This is a genomic window from Flavobacterium sp. WG21, assembly GCF_000335775.1.
GTDB lineage: Bacteria > Bacteroidota > Bacteroidia > Flavobacteriales > Flavobacteriaceae > Flavobacterium > Flavobacterium tructae.
The window spans coordinates 77,382-91,794 of sequence record NZ_AMYW01000004.1 but is presented as its reverse complement, the minus strand read 5'-3'; the positions used below and the strand labels follow the sequence as shown (position 1 = coordinate 91,794).

The following is a 14,413-nucleotide window of genomic DNA, read 5'->3' as shown; positions in this document are numbered from 1 at the left end:
TATTACTGCGGTGAAAATCATTTCAGTATATTTATGTTCTCTTTATACTGATCTTAAGTAACTTAAAATGATAAATCATGAGGAAAATAGCAATGTTAATGGTGTTTTTTCTAATTATTTCCTGTAACAATCAAAATCAATCAAAACCTATGGATACCACAAAAAATGAACAATTAATCAAACAGTATTTTGAACATTTTAACAACCACGACTGGAAGAAGATGTCAGAAATGTACACGGATACCGCTGATTTTAAAGACCCTTCGCTAGGGCCGGGGATTGTAAAGCAAACCCGTAAACAAATTGCGGATAAGTATGCAGAGCTTAATTCAGCTTTTCCGGATCTGCATGATAAAGTGATTCAGGTTTATCCGTCGGGAGACAAACATATTATTGTAGAGTTTGTTTCATCAGGTACAGCACCCGATAATTCAAAATCTGAACTGCCTATCTGCACTATTTTTACCATTGAAAACGGATTAATTACCAAAGATTTTACCTATTTCGATAATTTTGAAGAAGAGGAAAACTAAGGGCAGCTGCTAACCGTAAAAAGAGGTGTTGTCCCTACGGGACATTGTTGACGATGGATTACCGATATCCTTGCTCCTGACGGAGCATTTTTTTTGCTAATAAGTAAAATAAATTGAGGGAAGTAATATTTAATGATAAAATATTTGTAGTTTTATTCCTTCATTTTAAATAATCTAAAATTATTTCGTCAGGAATTAATTTGGCTATCAAAAATATATGTTTTACACATCGCAAATTATTCCGTCAGGAATTAAATATTGGTAGAATATCAAAAAAATATATGTTTTACACATCGCAAATTATTCCGTCAGGAATTAAATATCGGTAATTATGGCAAACACATACACCCAAATACATATTCATTTTGTTTTCGCAGTGAAATTCAGACGTTCGTTGATAGACAAAGAATGGAAAGCCGAATTGTATCAATATATAACCGGAATTATAAAAAATAATGATCATAAGCTTCTGGCGATAAATGGTGTATCGGATCATATTCATATTTTAATCGGGATCAGACCTGCGCAATCAATTTCTGATTTGATGAAAAATATTAAACAGGATTCTTCAAAATGGATTAATAGTAATAAATTGTCTAAAAGTCATTTTCAATGGCAGGAAGGTTATGGAGCGTTTTCATACAGTAAATCTCAACTGAGTACTGTAATCAGGTATATTGAAAACCAGGAAGCGCACCACAGAAAGAAAACCCTGAGAGAAGAGTATATTCACTTTTTGCAAAAGTCTGAAGTTGATTATGATGAAAAGTTTATTTTTAAAGAATTAATTTAGAAGTAAGCAATAAGAAAACAGATTAGCTTAAATTTGATAAAAATAGCCGAAACGAAAAGACGTTTATCGATTAATGAAATTGCAAGAAACGAAAAGTTAATGAAACACAGAGAAAATGCAGCATCTAAAAACAAGTAAAGAATTTATAAAAGGAGATGAAATTGAGTGGGAGGTGGTTGGAGAAGGAATCAAACGTAAAATTCTGGCTTTCGATGAAAGAGTGATGTTAGTAAATGTACATTTTGAGAAAGGCGGAATCGGAGTTTTACATGAGCACTATCATTCTCAGGTTACCTATGTTTCCAGTGGTAAATTTGATGTTACCATTAGCGGAGTCACCCAAACGTTAAAGGAGGGAGATAGTTTTTACATTCCGCCTCATGCTATTCATGGAGTAGTTTGTCTGGAAAGCGGACTTCTGACAGATGTTTTTAGTCCAATGCGAGAAGATTTTATACAATCGTAAGGGCTTAAAGTCCATTAAAAGCTATAAAATAAGAACCGAATTGGCTTTAAAACCTTTAAAAATTATAATTTTTTTAAAGTTTTGGTAATAATTAGATTGGTATTTTTGCAAAATGAATTTATCCAAAACGAATGTCTTATTTATGGCAGCTTGCACCGGACTTATAGTTGCAAACCTGTATTACTGCCAACCTTTAATTGTTTTAATTGCCAACGAATTTAAAATTCCTGAAGCCAGTGCGGGAACAATAACCTATCTAACCCAGGCGGGTTATGCTATAGGACTGTTTTTCATGGTTCCGTTAGGAGATAAAATCGAACGTAAAAAGCAAATTTTAATCACCACTTTTGCTTCTGTAATTGCTTTGATTATTGCGGCAACGGCAAAAAGTTTTTTCCTTTTGCAGGTAGCTTCGTTATTAATCGGAATTACTTCAATCGTACCACAGTTAATTTTACCATTGGCAGCATCTTTAAGTGCGCCTGAACAACGTGGAAAAGTAGTCGGAACCATCATGAGCGGTTTACTTGTGGGGATATTGCTTTCCAGAACTTTAAGCGGATTTATCGGCCAGGTATTGGGTTGGAGGTCTATGTTTTATATTGCTGCAGGTATTTGTTTACTGATCTTTTTTGTGATTCAGAATAAATTTCCGGTCAATAAACCTCAGTTTGAGGGAACTTACGGGCAGTTAATTCAATCCCTTTTTACACTTATAAAAACACAACCGGTTCTGCGTGAAGCGACACTGATAAATGTATTTAGTTTTGCACAATTTGGAGCCTTCTGGACCACTATGGTTTTATTGCTTTCGGGAGAACCATTCGGTTTTAATAGTGCTACAATTGGACTATTTGGAATTGTGGGAGCATCAGGAGCTTTGGCGGCACCTTTAGTAGGAAAAATGGGAGACAAAGGAAACTCAAGAATTGCGGTAGGTTACGGTTGTTTATTGATCTTAATTAGTTTTCTGGTTTTTTATTTTTCAATAGAAAGTGTGATCGGAATTGCGATTGGAATTGTATTTATTGATATCGGAATTCAGGGAGTGCATATTTCAAACCAAACCCGCGTGTATTCCTTACTTCCTGAAGCCAGAAACCGATTGAATACCGTCTTTATGTCGTTTAGTTTTTTAGGAACAGCAGCCGGATCGGCTTACGGATTGTTGTTGTGGAAACTGGGCGGATGGCATGCCGTAACCATTGGATGTGTTGGATTATCGGCACTGGCATTTACGGTTTATGGTCTTACTTACAAATCAAAGTCTAAAAAACAGAAAGCATAAATTGATATAAAATTAATTTGTAAATTTGCAATCAAATAAAAAATAACAACCATGGAAAACGGAATATATGCTAAATTCAACACTAGTAAAGGTTCGATTTTAGTAAAACTTACACACGATTTAACACCTGGAACTGTAGGGAATTTTGTAGCTCTTGCAGAAGGAAATATGGAAAATAAAGTTAAACCTCAAGGACAAAAATTCTATGACGGATTAACTTTTCACAGAGTAATTCCTGATTTTATGATTCAGGGAGGATGTCCAAAAGGAACTGGAACCGGAGATCCTGGATACAAATTTGATGATGAGTTTCACCCAAGCTTGAAACACGATCGTCCGGGAGTTTTAGCAATGGCAAATTCAGGTCCGGCAAGTAACGGTTCTCAATTTTACATTACTCACGTTCCAACTTCATGGTTAGACGGAAAACATACCGTTTTTGGTCATGTAATCGAAGGACAGGATGTTGTGGATGCTGTAGCTCAGGGAGATAATCTTGATGCAGTAGAAATCATCAGAGTAGGTGAAGAAGCTCAAAAATGGAATGCAATCGAAGCTTTTATTTCTTTAAAAGGAGCTCGTTTGAAGCGTGATGCTGCTTTAAAAGCGGAATCAGAAGCAAAGATGGAGCAATTGGCTGCAGGTTTTGATAAAACAGATAGTGGATTGCGTTATAAAATGATCCAAAAAGGAGAAGGTAAAAAAGCGGAAGCAGGTAAAACTGTTGCAGTACACTACGAAGGTTCTTTAGAAAACGGAAAAGTATTTGATTCTTCTTACCCACGTAAAAAACCGATCGAATTTAGATTAGGCCAGGGCCAGGTTATCGAGGGATGGGACGAAGGTATTGCTTTATTACAAGTAGGTGACAAAGCTCGTTTTGTAATTCCATCTGATTTAGCTTACGGAGCTTCAGGTGCAGGAGGAGTTATTCCACCACACGCAACTTTGATTTTTGACGTTGAATTAATGGACGTAAAATAAGACTTTACAGCAATTTAGTATTGTTTTAAATAGCAATCCCATTCGCTAGCCGAATGGGATTTTTTTTATATTTACTTTAAAAAACAAGAACAATGAAATTAAGGATCCTAACTTTAACCGCTGCGACATTGCTTTTGATTTCGTGCGGTACAAAAAAAGCAGCTCCGGTTGCAACAGCCACTCCGGCTGCAACTGAGACGGCAAAAACTACAGAACTAACTCCTGCATTGGCAGAAGGTAAAAACTTGTACGAAAACAGTTGTGCAAGATGTCATAAATTATACGATCCGAAGAAATTTAGTCAGGAAGACTGGAAGCCAATTCTGGTAAGAATGCAGAAAAAAGCGAAGGTAGACGATACTCAAATTACTTTAATATCAAACTATATAACTTCTCAATTGTAAGGAGTTGTAATTTAAAAAGCATAAAAACTATTCATATTATTTTGAATAGTTTTTTTTTGCTCCAAACGGAGCATAAAAAAACACCTTCACGCGGGAGGTGTTTAGAAAATTAAGAAGCGTTTTCAGAAGAATTGTCAACCGCTGCTATTTTTAAAGTTTTTATTCCGGCAGGTAATTCCCAATCGACAACATCGTCTTTTTTAAAGCCAATGATAGCAACACTTAGTGGCGCTAATATTGATATTTTGCCCTCTTTTACGTCTGCAAATGAAGGAAGGACAATTTGAATTTTCATTTGTTTTTTTGCTTTTACATCTTCAATAATAACATGGGAATTAATGCGTATAGTGCTGCTGTCTAATTCGCTTTCTTTACGGATAACAGCGCGGTCCAATTCGTTCGAAAGTTGTCCAATTTCTTTAGCATTGGTTGCGTTTTTACTTTTTAGGATCAATTCTCTTAAAAATTGATAATCTGACTTACAGAATGTAGGTGTTGGTTTCATATCTATTCTAATTTATTGTGGGTTGACTGTGTAGAATTTTCAGATACAAAGTATTGCTACGGTCATTTCTGGCGGTCTGTAAAGGAAGACTGCTGTTAAAAACTGAAAATTGTAAACTGAAAATTTTAAAAAAAATAATCCTCCGTCTGAGAGAAGAAATTGAAATAGACGGAGGCCTAATTGATAAAGGCCTTACTATGTGAAATAAATACAGCCGAGTATGCTCTTCTCGTAGGAGAAAGCGATACCGGAGAAACTGTAAATAGATTTATAGTAGTCACTGTGGGAATAATTAATTTGATTTGTAAAGATAAGCAAACTTTTTGAAAACACTAAAATGATGTTTTCCATTTGATGTTGCAGCCAATACTTGGTTTTTGCGGATCTTTCAGACTTCTGTTATAGATAAGAGCATCAATTGCACTGCGAAGATCACTTCCGCTTAACGGAATTCCGTTTCCTGGTCTTGAATCGTCTAATTGACCACGGTAAAACAATCGGTTCTGATTGTCAAATAAATAAAAATCAGGAGTGCAAGCCGCTTCGTAGGCTTTGGCTACTTCCTGGCTTTCGTCGTACAAATACGGGAAATCGATTTTGTTCTGAAAAGCAAAGTCGGTCATTAATTCGGGACCGTCTTGCGGATAGTTTTTAACATCGTTGCTTGAAATCGCAATCACACCAATTCCCTGTACACGATAATCATTGGCAATCATGACAACCTCTTTGATAACATGAAGTACAAATGGACAATGGTTGCAAATAAACATAACCAGCGTACCTTTCGAGCCCCTCAAATCGTCAAATGAATACTCATTATTCGAATTGGTATCTCTTAATTTGAAATCTGGAGCAATTGTTCCAAGAGGAATCATATTAGAAGGAGTTCGTGCCATTTTTGTAGAAATAAGTTCTTCAAAAATAACTTTAAATTTCTGTAAAAGAAAGGATATGGACTTGTTTTTAATTTTTGGAGCATATTTTCTTTGATGAGATCAGAACTACAATATGATTTCTGAAATGAGGAAAACAACTCAAAAAACAGTTATGGAATTGGCGGTTGTAATGGTAAAATTAATAGGTTTGTAAAACATCAAATAGTAAAACAAAAAATGGATTTAACCTGGAGTGAATTTGAAAGAACCGATATGCGTGTCGGAACAATTATAGAAGTAAATGATTTTCCCGAAGCCAGAAAACCGGCCTACCAGCTTACCATTGATTTTGGTCCCGAAATAGGAATCCGTAAATCATCAGCTCAAATAACGGTGCATTATAAAAAAGAAGATTTACTAAACCGACAAATTATTTCAGTAGTCAATTTTCCTAAAAAGCAGATTGGGAAATTTATGAGCGAATGCCTGGTTCTTGGCGCAATAGGCAAGGAGGGGGATGTTATTTTATTGGCACCCGATTTTAAAATAGAAAATGGACTGCGTATAGGTTAGTTTACAGTATTCAGTCACAGTTTACAGTCTCAGTTTTCAGTCTCAGTTTTCAGTATGCAGACTGCGACCGAAAATTGCGACTGTAGACTATTTTGTTTTCTCGATCAATTGTTTCAAAATCAATTGTCCTTCTTCCCAATATTTTAAATCCGAATCGGAGTTGATGTGTCCTCTTTGTCCCACATTGACAAGATCGCTTCCCCACATTTCGGCAAAGTATTTTTTTCGCTCAAAAGTCGCGTAAGGATCGTTTTCGCTCGCTACAACAATAGAAGGAAAAGGCAGTTTCGAGGTTGGCATGGGTGAAAAGTTTCGTATAGATTCCGGTGTGTGTGCAGGAGAATCTACATCGGCAGGTGCAACCAGTAAGGCACCCACTATGTTTGGATTGTTGTTGTTCTGTGCCCAATGTAGAACGAGTGAAACAGCTAGGCTGTGTGCTACTAGTATTGTCGGACCATTAAGCCTGGAGATTTCTTCTTTTAAACGCTCAAGCCATTCTGCGCGAATAGGCTCATCCCATTCGTCGTGAACGATGCGGGTTGAATTTTTAAATTTCTCATGCCAAAACGTTTGCCAGTGTTTGTCTCCTGAATTTCCAAGACCTGGCAGAATCAATAGCTGTATTTCCATTGTTGCTTTTTTATCAAGATAGTTGAATTACTTATTTTAAAGCATAAATAAATATTCTACCAAATTAGTAGAGTTTATGTGTTTAAAAAAAGTCCAAAATGCAAAACACTATGGACTTATACTTTTAAAAAAGTCTTCCGTCGACTAAATATCGTCAAAATCTATATCTGTAAAACTGGTTCTTTGTCCTTCAGGTTTATCAGAACCATATTCTTTTTTGAAATCTTTTTGATGTCTTTCAGAGATTACTTCTTCGCCCTTGTGGTTCAGGACATAGGAAGTCATTTCTTCAAGTATTTCGGCAAAAGCACTAAAGTCTTCTTTATACAAGTAGATCTTGTGTTTCTTAAAATGAAAGGAACCGTCTTCCTCAGTAAATTTTTTACTTTCGGTAATTGTGATATAATAATCATCAGCTTTAGTAGCTCTCACATCAAAGAAATAAGTTCTTCTTCCTGCTCGTAATACTTTAGAAAAAATCTCTTCTTTTTCTAACATGTCATTTTCTCTCATAATACGTTCTATCATTTTTGGAATTAATAGTACTCAAAAATCATAAAAAATTATCGATTACGCAACAATTAAAGTAATTCTTTTTCCGAAAGTTGTTTTAAATATAACGATGCATAATAGCCTTCCTGATTTATTAATTGATTATGAGAGCCTTGTTGAATGATCTTCCCGTCTTCCAGAATGATTATTTTATCGGCATTTTTTGCAGATGATACCCTGTGACTTACTATTATTGTAGTTTTATCCTTGCAAATTTCAAATAAATTGCTAAGAATCGTTTCCTCTGTTTCTGTGTCCACTGCGGACAAACAATCGTCGAAAAGTAAAATCGCCGGATTTTTAATAATGGCGCGCGCAATAGAGACACGCTGCTTTTGTCCGCCTGAGAGAGTGATTCCTCTTTCTCCTAAAACAGTATCGTATTGTTTGTTAAAAGCGATAATATTATCATGAACTACCGCATTTTTGGCCGCTTCGATCACTTCTTCATCTGTAGCGTTCTGATTGCCGAATTTTATATTGTTTTTAATAGTGTCCGAGAATAGAAAAGCGTCCTGAGGTACAATTCCAACATTATTTCGTAAATCATATAGATTCAGACCGCTGATTTCGTTTTGATCAATGGTGATTTTCCCTTCGGTTACATCATATAAACGAGAGATTAGCGATAATATTGTGGACTTCCCGGAACCGGTTTTTCCTAAAATAGCCAGTGTCTCTCCTTTTTTGACAGTAAAAGTTACATTTTTAAGTGCTTCAATATTGGTGTCTTCGTAGGTATAGCTTACATTTTCAAAAGAAATTGTGCCTTCAATATCGGAATGATTTTCGTTATTGTTTTTTATTTCAGGTTCGATTTTTAAAAATTCATTCAAACGTTTCTGAGAAGCTTCGGCCTCCTGTACCATTGATGAAACCCATCCTAATGAAGCTACTGGCCAGGTCAACATATTTACATATAAAATAAACTCAGCAATCGTTCCAATATTCGGAATCGTTCCGTTAATGTACATAACACCTCCAAAGTAAATGACTACAAGGTTACTGATTCCGATTAAAGCAATCATCAAAGGGCCAAATAAGGACTGTACTTTGGCTAAATCTAAGCTCTTTTTTTTGCTTTCGTCAGCCAGAGCGACCATGTTGTTTTGATGCTGATTTTCCAGTGAGTTGGCTTTTATAACACGGATACCGGAAAAGATTTCTTGTGTAAAGCTGGAAACTTTAGATAAATATTGCTGAAAAGTGGTACTTCTTTTGTTGATTTCCGAGCTTAGTTTGAAAATACAATAGGAAAGAATAGGCAAAGGCAAAATAGTGTACAATGTCAATAATGGTGAGACATTGTACATATATATAATGACAATGGCAAAACGAATAAAAGTATTGATCGTATACATTACGGCAGGCCCCACATACATACGAACTTTTGAAACGTCTTCGCTAATACGGTTCATTAAATCTCCGGTGCGGTTTTGTTTGTAAAAATTTTGTGAGAGTCTTTCGTATTGTTTGAAAACCTCATTTTTTAAATCAAACTCGATATGACGCGACATTACAATCAAAGTCTGACGCATTAAGAACGTTAAGAATCCTGCTACAATGGTAGTAGCTATGATTAGCAGTACGTTATGGATTAATCCTTCGCGATACGAATCAATGACGATTTGCGAAGATTGATCGGCTTTTGGCAGTTTGTCAAACTTTTCGATAGCGTTTAACGACTTGCTAATAAGCTTTGGAGTAAACAGAGAGAATATTTGTGCGATTATGGTGATTAAAATACCTAAAGAAAAACTATATTTATATTTGATGAAATATTTGTTTAAATAACTTAATTCTTTCATTTTTTTAAGAGATTCAATGTTAAAATGTTTCGATTTGATGAAATATTATGAATAAAAATTAATGCAATATATAATTTTATCAAAACAAAACGATTGTTAGATTGTTATTTTAAAGATAATAAATTAGCACATGTATATTTTTTATATAAATTTGAGAAGTCTTTTTGACATATTCATAATTTTAACAAAATAATATAGTAGCGCTATGGATGCAACTTTCGCAACTGGAAAAGAACTTCAGAAAATGGATCCTGTTTTTGGTCAATTGTCTTTTGACGATCACGAACAAATTGTATTTTGCAATGACAAAGATACAGGTTTAAAAGCAATTATTGGTATTCATAATTCAGTTATGGGACCAGCTTTAGGAGGTACTAGAATGTGGAATTACAATACTGAATGGGAAGCATTAAACGATGTTTTGCGTCTTTCAAGAGGTATGACCTATAAATCAGCCATTACCGGATTGAATATCGGTGGAGGTAAAGCAGTAATTATTGGTGATGCTAAAACGCAAAAAACACCTGAATTAATGCGTAAGTTTGGTGAATTTGTTCACTCTTTAGGCGGTAGATATATTACGGCTGAGGATGTTGGAATGGAAACAAAAGACATGGACACTGTTAGAGACGTAACGCCTTATGTTACGGGTATTTCTGAAGAAAGAGGTGGTTCAGGAAATCCTTCTCCAATAACTGCTTACGGTGTTTATTTAGGAATGAAAGCTGCTGCTAAAAGTCAGTTTGGTACTGATGTTTTAGAAGGTAAAAAAGTTTTAGTTCAGGGAATAGGTCACGTAGGTGAGGCTTTGGTTGAGTACTTAACTAAAGAAGGAGCAATCGTTACAATTACGGATATCAATGAAGAGAAATTATTTCAGGTAGCTTCGAAATACAATGCTTCAATCTATTCTGGTGAAGATTTGTATACAGCTGATGTTGATATTTACGCACCGTGTGCAATGGGAGCGATCATTAATGATGCAACTGTAGATAAAATTAAGGCTAAAGTTATTGCCGGAGCAGCTAACAATCAGTTGGCTGATGAGAATGTTCACGGAGCAAGATTACAGGAAAGAGGGATTTTATATGCTCCGGATTTCTTAATCAACGCTGGTGGAATTATCAACGTATATGCTGAATTAGAGCATTACGGTAAAGCTGAAATCATGTCAAAAACCGAAAATATCTATAACACAACTTTAGAGATTATCGAGTATGCTGTGAAAAACGGAATGACAACGCACAAAGCGGCTTTGACAATTGCTCAAAATCGTATCGATTTGAGAAAAATTGAAAACGCTAAAAAATAATAAAACATAGTTTATTGTTGAAGAGTCTTAGTCTCGGTCACAGTTTTTAGAGAAATCTTGAAATTGTGACTGAAAACTGAGACTTTTTTTATCGTTTTAATTTTATTATAAAGAGTTAAATACTTACTTTTGCAGACTAATTTTTAAATGTTCTTACGAGGTGGTAAATAGAAGACACATACGCGTTAAAGTAATGCAATCCATTTATGCAATGCATCAAAGCGGTTCTGATAATATGGAAAAAGAAGAGAAGTTTCTTTTTTACAGTATTGATAATATTCAGGATCTATATCTTATAATGCTTTCTTCATTGATTGAAATTTGCAAAAAAGAGTCCGTTTTTTTACACCTTTCAAGTAAAAAACATCTTGCAACCGCTGCAGAACGTAATCCGAATGAAAAATTTATTAAAAACAAAATTTTTCAACTCCTAGCCGAAAGTAATTCACTTAGTATTGCTTTAGAAAATCGTAAAATCAACAACTGGAACCTAAACGACGATTATATCATTTTGCTTTTAAATGATATCAAGTCAAGTGCTTTGTATGCGAAATACATGAGTACTACAACCAATACTTTTGAAGAAGACAGGCAATTTGTAATTGATTTGTTTGCTGAAGTAATTGTTCCAAATGAAAAATTATATGAGTATTTAGAGGATGATAAATTAACCTGGGTGGATGACATTCCGGTTGTAAATACACACATCATCAAACAATTAAAAGCGATTAAAACAGAAGATCCGGACGATTTTAGAGTGCCTAAATTGTATAAAGATGTTGAGGATAAGGATTTTGCTAAAGATTTGTTCAGAAGAACAGTTTTAAACGAATCGGTTTTGGCAAAAGAATACGATGATAAAACACCAAACTGGGACAGTGAAAGGATTGCAGAAATTGATACTATTATTTTAAAAATGGCTATCTGCGAATTCTTAAAATTCCCTTCTATTCCAGTAAAAGTAACTCTTAACGAATATTTAGAAATTGCAAAAGAGTATTCTACACCAAAAAGTAGTATTTTTATCAACGGAATTTTAGACAATCTGGTTAAAGAGCTTACAGCGAATAAAAAGATGATTAAAGTAGGAAGAGGGTTGATGTAATTCGACTTGACTCTATAAATAAAATTCAAACTCCGGTTTATGTTATATCGCTCTAAGTGAAATTCAGGAACCCAAAGCACGAATATTAATAACAAAAATAAAAACTGAATACTATGCAAGATTTAATGAAATTTGCGCCTTATTTACTAATGTTTGTCGTGTTGTATTTCTTTATGATCCGACCACAACAAAAAAGAGTAAAAAACGAAAAAGAATTTGAAAGCAGCCTAAAAGTAGGTGATAAAATAATTACTAAAAGTGGTTTTCACGGTAAAATTGTTGAGCTAGCTGAAACTAGTGCAGTGATCGAAACAATGTCTGGAAAATTGAAAATTGAGCGTTCAGCAATTTCTATGGAAATGAGTGCTGCCTTGAATAAAAAAGCTTAAATTTTTTCTTCGAAAAAATAAATTTCAAAATATGAAATCCCAAATTCCAAAACTGGAGTTTGGGATTTTTTTTAATTGTCATTTCAGTCGAAATGACAGTTCTTTATGTAAAGAAAAAAACCTTTTTCAAAGTTTTAAACTTTGATAAAGGTTTTGTGTAGTTAGGAATTTGGAGCTTAAAAAAATTGAAATTTAAGCCTATCTGTATTTATCATTCAATCCGATGTTTTCCAGTATCATCGGAATTACTTTCTCAATTCTCGAAAGTTTGGTTTTGTCTTGCTTGGCAGTTTCAATGTACTCCAGAAATTCATATTGCTTGTAAGGACTGAACTTTTGAAATGCCTCTGCCAGAGCAGAGTTTTGGTCGAGTTCTTTCTGAAAAAGCTCAGAAACAATAGCTTCTTTTTTTGAAGGTTTGATGATTTTTCCTTGTTTTTCGTTCTCAATAGCTTCCGAAATGTAGGCCAAAACTTCTGCCTCGTTTACCTGATCTTTTGAAGTAAAACGCCATTGGCGTAGCGATTTTGTTTTATCTTCCTGCGCATTGATGAGTTTCTTTTTCTCGTCTTTCAGGAAAACCCCATTGAAAAACCAAATCGTAAAATACTCTTTAAAGCCACCTATGCCGATAACATTTTTTTTGTTGTATACATAAACGGGGCCTCCCCATTTTACGGTTTCAACCAGTTCGGTTTTGTCAATAATAGCTTTTAGGAAAAGAAGTTCTTCTTCCCAATTGTTGACTTTATCCCAAACGTGTTTTTTATCGGACATACTTCGGTTTATTTTTTTCTTTTAGTTTTCTCAGGAACGTCAAAAATGCCCGGAATTGCAGTTAACTCGGCAATTTTTACAATGACATCAGTCGCTTTTTGCATACTTTCGGCAGGAACATATTCGTATTTTCCGTGAAAGTTATGACCACCGGCAAATATATTTGGACAAGGAAGCCCCATGAAAGAAAGTTGCGACCCGTCTGTCCCACCACGAATAGGCTTGATGATAGGTTTGATGTTCAATTCTTTCATTGCTTTTTCGGCAATATCAACGATATGCTTGACAGGAAGTACTTTTTCTTTCATGTTATAGTACTGGTCTTTAACTTCAGCAATTACAATATCTTCTCCGAATTTTTTCGCAAATTTCTTATTGATTTTTTTGGCAATTTTTGCAATTAAATCTTTACGTTTTTCGAATTTTTTCTTGTTGTGATCACGGATAATTAATTCTAAAACCGTTTCTTCAATACTTCCGGTAAGGTGGTGTACGTGGAAGAAGCCTTCGTAACCTTTCGTTTCCTGAGGAGTTTCTCCTTTTGGAAGTTCGTTAATGAAATCGTTGGCAATCAACATTGAATTGATCATTTTTCCTTTGGCGTAACCCGGATGAACGCTCTTTCCTTTGAAAGTGATTTTTGCTCCGGCTGCATTGAAGTTTTCATATTCTAATTCGCCAATTTGGCTTCCGTCCATAGTATAAGCCCAGGCTGCACCGAATTTTTTCACATCAAAATGATGCGCGCCACGGCCAATTTCTTCGTCCGGAGTAAAACCAATTCTAATTTTTCCGTGTTTAATTTCCGGATGCTGAATTAAGTATTCCATAGCGGAGACAATTTCGGTAATTCCTGCTTTGTCATCGGCTCCTAATAAGGTTGTTCCATCAGTTGTAATAATGGTTTGCCCTTTATATTGTAATAAATCTTTAAAATAGTTGGGTGATAAAACGATGTTTTTCTCGGCATTCAAAACGATATCTTTCCCGTCATAGTTCTCAACGATCTGAGGCTTTACATTTGCTCCGCTAAAATCAGGAGAAGTGTCAAAATGAGATACAAAACCAATAGTTGGAACTTCATGATCGACATTAGAAGGTAATGTAGCCATAATGTAAGCTTTGTCATCTATGGTAACATCTGATAAGCCAATTGTCTTTAATTCCTCGACTAATTTATTGGCAAGATTCCATTGCTTTTCTGTACTTGGAGTTGTTTTTGAATTTGGATCTGACTCAGTGTCAATAGTTACATAACTAACAAAACGATCTATGATATGTTGCATTTTTTTTATTTTATTTTTAGGCAAATATAAGTAAATAGTTAAGGGTTGTAAAGTTTCAAATTATGAAAACTATAAATTAGACTGAAAAAAAGTTTGCTTCAAATTTTACTGATTTGTTCTGATTTTAGAA

17 protein-coding genes are annotated in these 14,413 nt (G+C 34.7%); 10 read left to right on the top strand and 7 right to left on the bottom strand.

Features of this window, described 5'->3' with window-relative positions:
- Positions 1-77 precede the first annotated feature (77 nt).
- The 6 genes from C245_RS0104705 to C245_RS0104680 all read left to right on the top strand — a co-directional run bounded on the left by C245_RS0104705 (position 78) and on the right by C245_RS0104680 (position 4,468).
- A complete protein-coding gene (locus C245_RS0104705; RefSeq protein ID WP_017495429.1) occupies positions 78-533 on the top strand; it encodes a nuclear transport factor 2 family protein in 456 nt (151 codons plus the stop codon).
- 331 nt (positions 534-864) lie between these two features.
- Complete coding sequence (gene tnpA / locus C245_RS0104700; protein WP_026109871.1) at positions 865-1,326, top strand: IS200/IS605 family transposase; 462 nt, start codon at positions 865-867, stop codon at positions 1,324-1,326.
- A 115-nt stretch (positions 1,327-1,441) separates the two neighbouring features.
- A complete protein-coding gene (locus tag C245_RS0104695) occupies positions 1,442-1,792 on the top strand; it encodes a cupin domain-containing protein (RefSeq protein WP_017495427.1) in 351 nt (116 codons plus the stop codon).
- A 142-nt stretch (positions 1,793-1,934) separates the two neighbouring features.
- Entirely contained in the window at positions 1,935-3,080 is a 1,146-nt protein-coding gene (locus C245_RS0104690; RefSeq protein ID WP_017495426.1) for an MFS transporter, read from the top strand.
- 51 nt (positions 3,081-3,131) lie between these two features.
- A complete protein-coding gene (locus tag C245_RS0104685) occupies positions 3,132-4,064 on the top strand; it encodes a peptidylprolyl isomerase (protein ID WP_017495425.1) in 933 nt (310 codons plus the stop codon).
- A gap of 92 nt (positions 4,065-4,156) precedes the next feature.
- Entirely contained in the window at positions 4,157-4,468 is a 312-nt protein-coding gene (locus C245_RS0104680) for a cytochrome c (RefSeq protein ID WP_017495424.1), read from the top strand.
- A gap of 109 nt (positions 4,469-4,577) precedes the next feature.
- Here C245_RS0104680 and C245_RS0104675 read toward each other — a convergent pair whose 3' ends face one another.
- Together C245_RS0104675 and C245_RS0104670 are read right to left on the bottom strand one after the other, a co-directional pair.
- Positions 4,578-4,973 carry a GreA/GreB family elongation factor gene (locus C245_RS0104675; RefSeq protein ID WP_017495423.1) on the bottom strand — a complete coding sequence of 132 codons (396 nt, stop codon included), beginning with the start codon at positions 4,971-4,973 and terminating at the stop codon, positions 4,578-4,580.
- Between the two features lie 332 nt (positions 4,974-5,305).
- A complete protein-coding gene (locus tag C245_RS0104670) occupies positions 5,306-5,869 on the bottom strand; it encodes a thioredoxin family protein (protein WP_017495422.1) in 564 nt (187 codons plus the stop codon).
- 216 nt (positions 5,870-6,085) lie between these two features.
- Here C245_RS0104670 and C245_RS0104665 point away from each other — a divergent pair, with 216 nt between their 5' ends.
- A complete protein-coding gene (locus C245_RS0104665) occupies positions 6,086-6,421 on the top strand; it encodes a tRNA-binding protein (RefSeq protein WP_017495421.1) in 336 nt (111 codons plus the stop codon).
- 87 nt (positions 6,422-6,508) lie between these two features.
- Here the strand turns inward: C245_RS0104665 and C245_RS0104660 are convergent, their stop codons facing one another.
- The 3 genes from C245_RS0104660 to C245_RS0104650 form a co-directional block, all read right to left on the bottom strand.
- The gene (locus tag C245_RS0104660) at positions 6,509-7,054 is read right to left on the bottom strand and encodes an alpha/beta hydrolase (RefSeq protein ID WP_017495420.1); all 546 of its coding nucleotides are present in this window, start codon (positions 7,052-7,054) and stop codon (positions 6,509-6,511) included.
- Between the two features lie 144 nt (positions 7,055-7,198).
- Positions 7,199-7,567, bottom strand: coding sequence for a PUR family DNA/RNA-binding protein (locus tag C245_RS0104655; RefSeq protein ID WP_017495419.1), 369 nt, complete (start codon positions 7,565-7,567; stop codon positions 7,199-7,201).
- A 68-nt stretch (positions 7,568-7,635) separates the two neighbouring features.
- A complete protein-coding gene (locus C245_RS0104650; RefSeq protein ID WP_017495418.1) occupies positions 7,636-9,414 on the bottom strand; it encodes an ABC transporter ATP-binding protein in 1,779 nt (592 codons plus the stop codon).
- Positions 9,415-9,619: 205 nt separating this feature from the next.
- Here C245_RS0104650 and C245_RS0104645 point away from each other — a divergent pair, with 205 nt between their 5' ends.
- The 3 genes from C245_RS0104645 to yajC all read left to right on the top strand — a co-directional run bounded on the left by C245_RS0104645 (position 9,620) and on the right by yajC (position 12,220).
- Positions 9,620-10,726: a Glu/Leu/Phe/Val dehydrogenase gene (locus tag C245_RS0104645; RefSeq protein ID WP_017495417.1), complete on the top strand. Its 1,107-nt coding sequence runs from the start codon at positions 9,620-9,622 to the stop codon at positions 10,724-10,726.
- A 193-nt stretch (positions 10,727-10,919) separates the two neighbouring features.
- The gene (nusB, locus tag C245_RS0104640) at positions 10,920-11,831 is read left to right on the top strand and encodes a transcription antitermination factor NusB (RefSeq protein ID WP_026109869.1); all 912 of its coding nucleotides are present in this window, start codon (positions 10,920-10,922) and stop codon (positions 11,829-11,831) included.
- Positions 11,832-11,944: 113 nt separating this feature from the next.
- Positions 11,945-12,220 (top strand): preprotein translocase subunit YajC, encoded by a 276-nt coding sequence (gene yajC, locus C245_RS0104635; RefSeq protein WP_026109868.1) that lies wholly within the window; start codon positions 11,945-11,947, stop codon positions 12,218-12,220.
- 198 nt (positions 12,221-12,418) lie between these two features.
- On the opposite strand, the gene C245_RS0104630 is transcribed toward yajC, so the two are convergent.
- Together C245_RS0104630 and pepT are read right to left on the bottom strand one after the other, a co-directional pair.
- Positions 12,419-12,997, bottom strand: coding sequence for a YdeI family protein (locus C245_RS0104630; protein ID WP_017495414.1), 579 nt, complete (start codon positions 12,995-12,997; stop codon positions 12,419-12,421).
- Positions 12,998-13,005: 8 nt separating this feature from the next.
- A complete protein-coding gene (pepT, locus tag C245_RS0104625) occupies positions 13,006-14,283 on the bottom strand; it encodes a peptidase T (protein ID WP_035746278.1) in 1,278 nt (425 codons plus the stop codon).
- Positions 14,284-14,413: the final 130 nt, after the last annotated feature.

Excerpts from the sequence above, each read along its gene's own strand:
- nusB (WP_026109869.1), top strand. The coding sequence starts at position 10,920 with ATGCAATCCATTTATGCAATGCATCAAAGCGGTTCTGATAATATGGAA.
- C245_RS0104665 (WP_017495421.1), top strand. The coding sequence starts at position 6,086 with ATGGATTTAACCTGGAGTGAATTTGAAAGAACCGATATGCGTGTCGGA.
- C245_RS0104675 (WP_017495423.1), bottom strand. The coding sequence starts at position 4,973 with ATGAAACCAACACCTACATTCTGTAAGTCAGATTATCAATTTTTAAGA.
- C245_RS0104660 (WP_017495420.1), bottom strand. The coding sequence starts at position 7,054 with ATGGAAATACAGCTATTGATTCTGCCAGGTCTTGGAAATTCAGGAGAC.
- C245_RS0104655 (WP_017495419.1), bottom strand. The coding sequence starts at position 7,567 with ATGAGAGAAAATGACATGTTAGAAAAAGAAGAGATTTTTTCTAAAGTA.
- C245_RS0104685 (WP_017495425.1), top strand. The coding sequence starts at position 3,132 with ATGGAAAACGGAATATATGCTAAATTCAACACTAGTAAAGGTTCGATT.
- C245_RS0104630 (WP_017495414.1), bottom strand. The coding sequence starts at position 12,997 with ATGTCCGATAAAAAACACGTTTGGGATAAAGTCAACAATTGGGAAGAA.
- pepT (WP_035746278.1), bottom strand. The coding sequence starts at position 14,283 with ATGCAACATATCATAGATCGTTTTGTTAGTTATGTAACTATTGACACT.
- C245_RS0104690 (WP_017495426.1), top strand. The coding sequence starts at position 1,935 with ATGGCAGCTTGCACCGGACTTATAGTTGCAAACCTGTATTACTGCCAA.
- C245_RS0104650 (WP_017495418.1), bottom strand. The coding sequence starts at position 9,414 with ATGAAAGAATTAAGTTATTTAAACAAATATTTCATCAAATATAAATAT.
- yajC (WP_026109868.1), top strand. The coding sequence starts at position 11,945 with ATGCAAGATTTAATGAAATTTGCGCCTTATTTACTAATGTTTGTCGTG.
- C245_RS0104695 (WP_017495427.1), top strand. The coding sequence starts at position 1,442 with ATGCAGCATCTAAAAACAAGTAAAGAATTTATAAAAGGAGATGAAATT.
- C245_RS0104645 (WP_017495417.1), top strand. The coding sequence starts at position 9,620 with ATGGATGCAACTTTCGCAACTGGAAAAGAACTTCAGAAAATGGATCCT.
- C245_RS0104680 (WP_017495424.1), top strand. The coding sequence starts at position 4,157 with ATGAAATTAAGGATCCTAACTTTAACCGCTGCGACATTGCTTTTGATT.
- tnpA (WP_026109871.1), top strand. The coding sequence starts at position 865 with ATGGCAAACACATACACCCAAATACATATTCATTTTGTTTTCGCAGTG.
- C245_RS0104670 (WP_017495422.1), bottom strand. The coding sequence starts at position 5,869 with ATGGCACGAACTCCTTCTAATATGATTCCTCTTGGAACAATTGCTCCA.
- C245_RS0104705 (WP_017495429.1), top strand. The coding sequence starts at position 78 with ATGAGGAAAATAGCAATGTTAATGGTGTTTTTTCTAATTATTTCCTGT.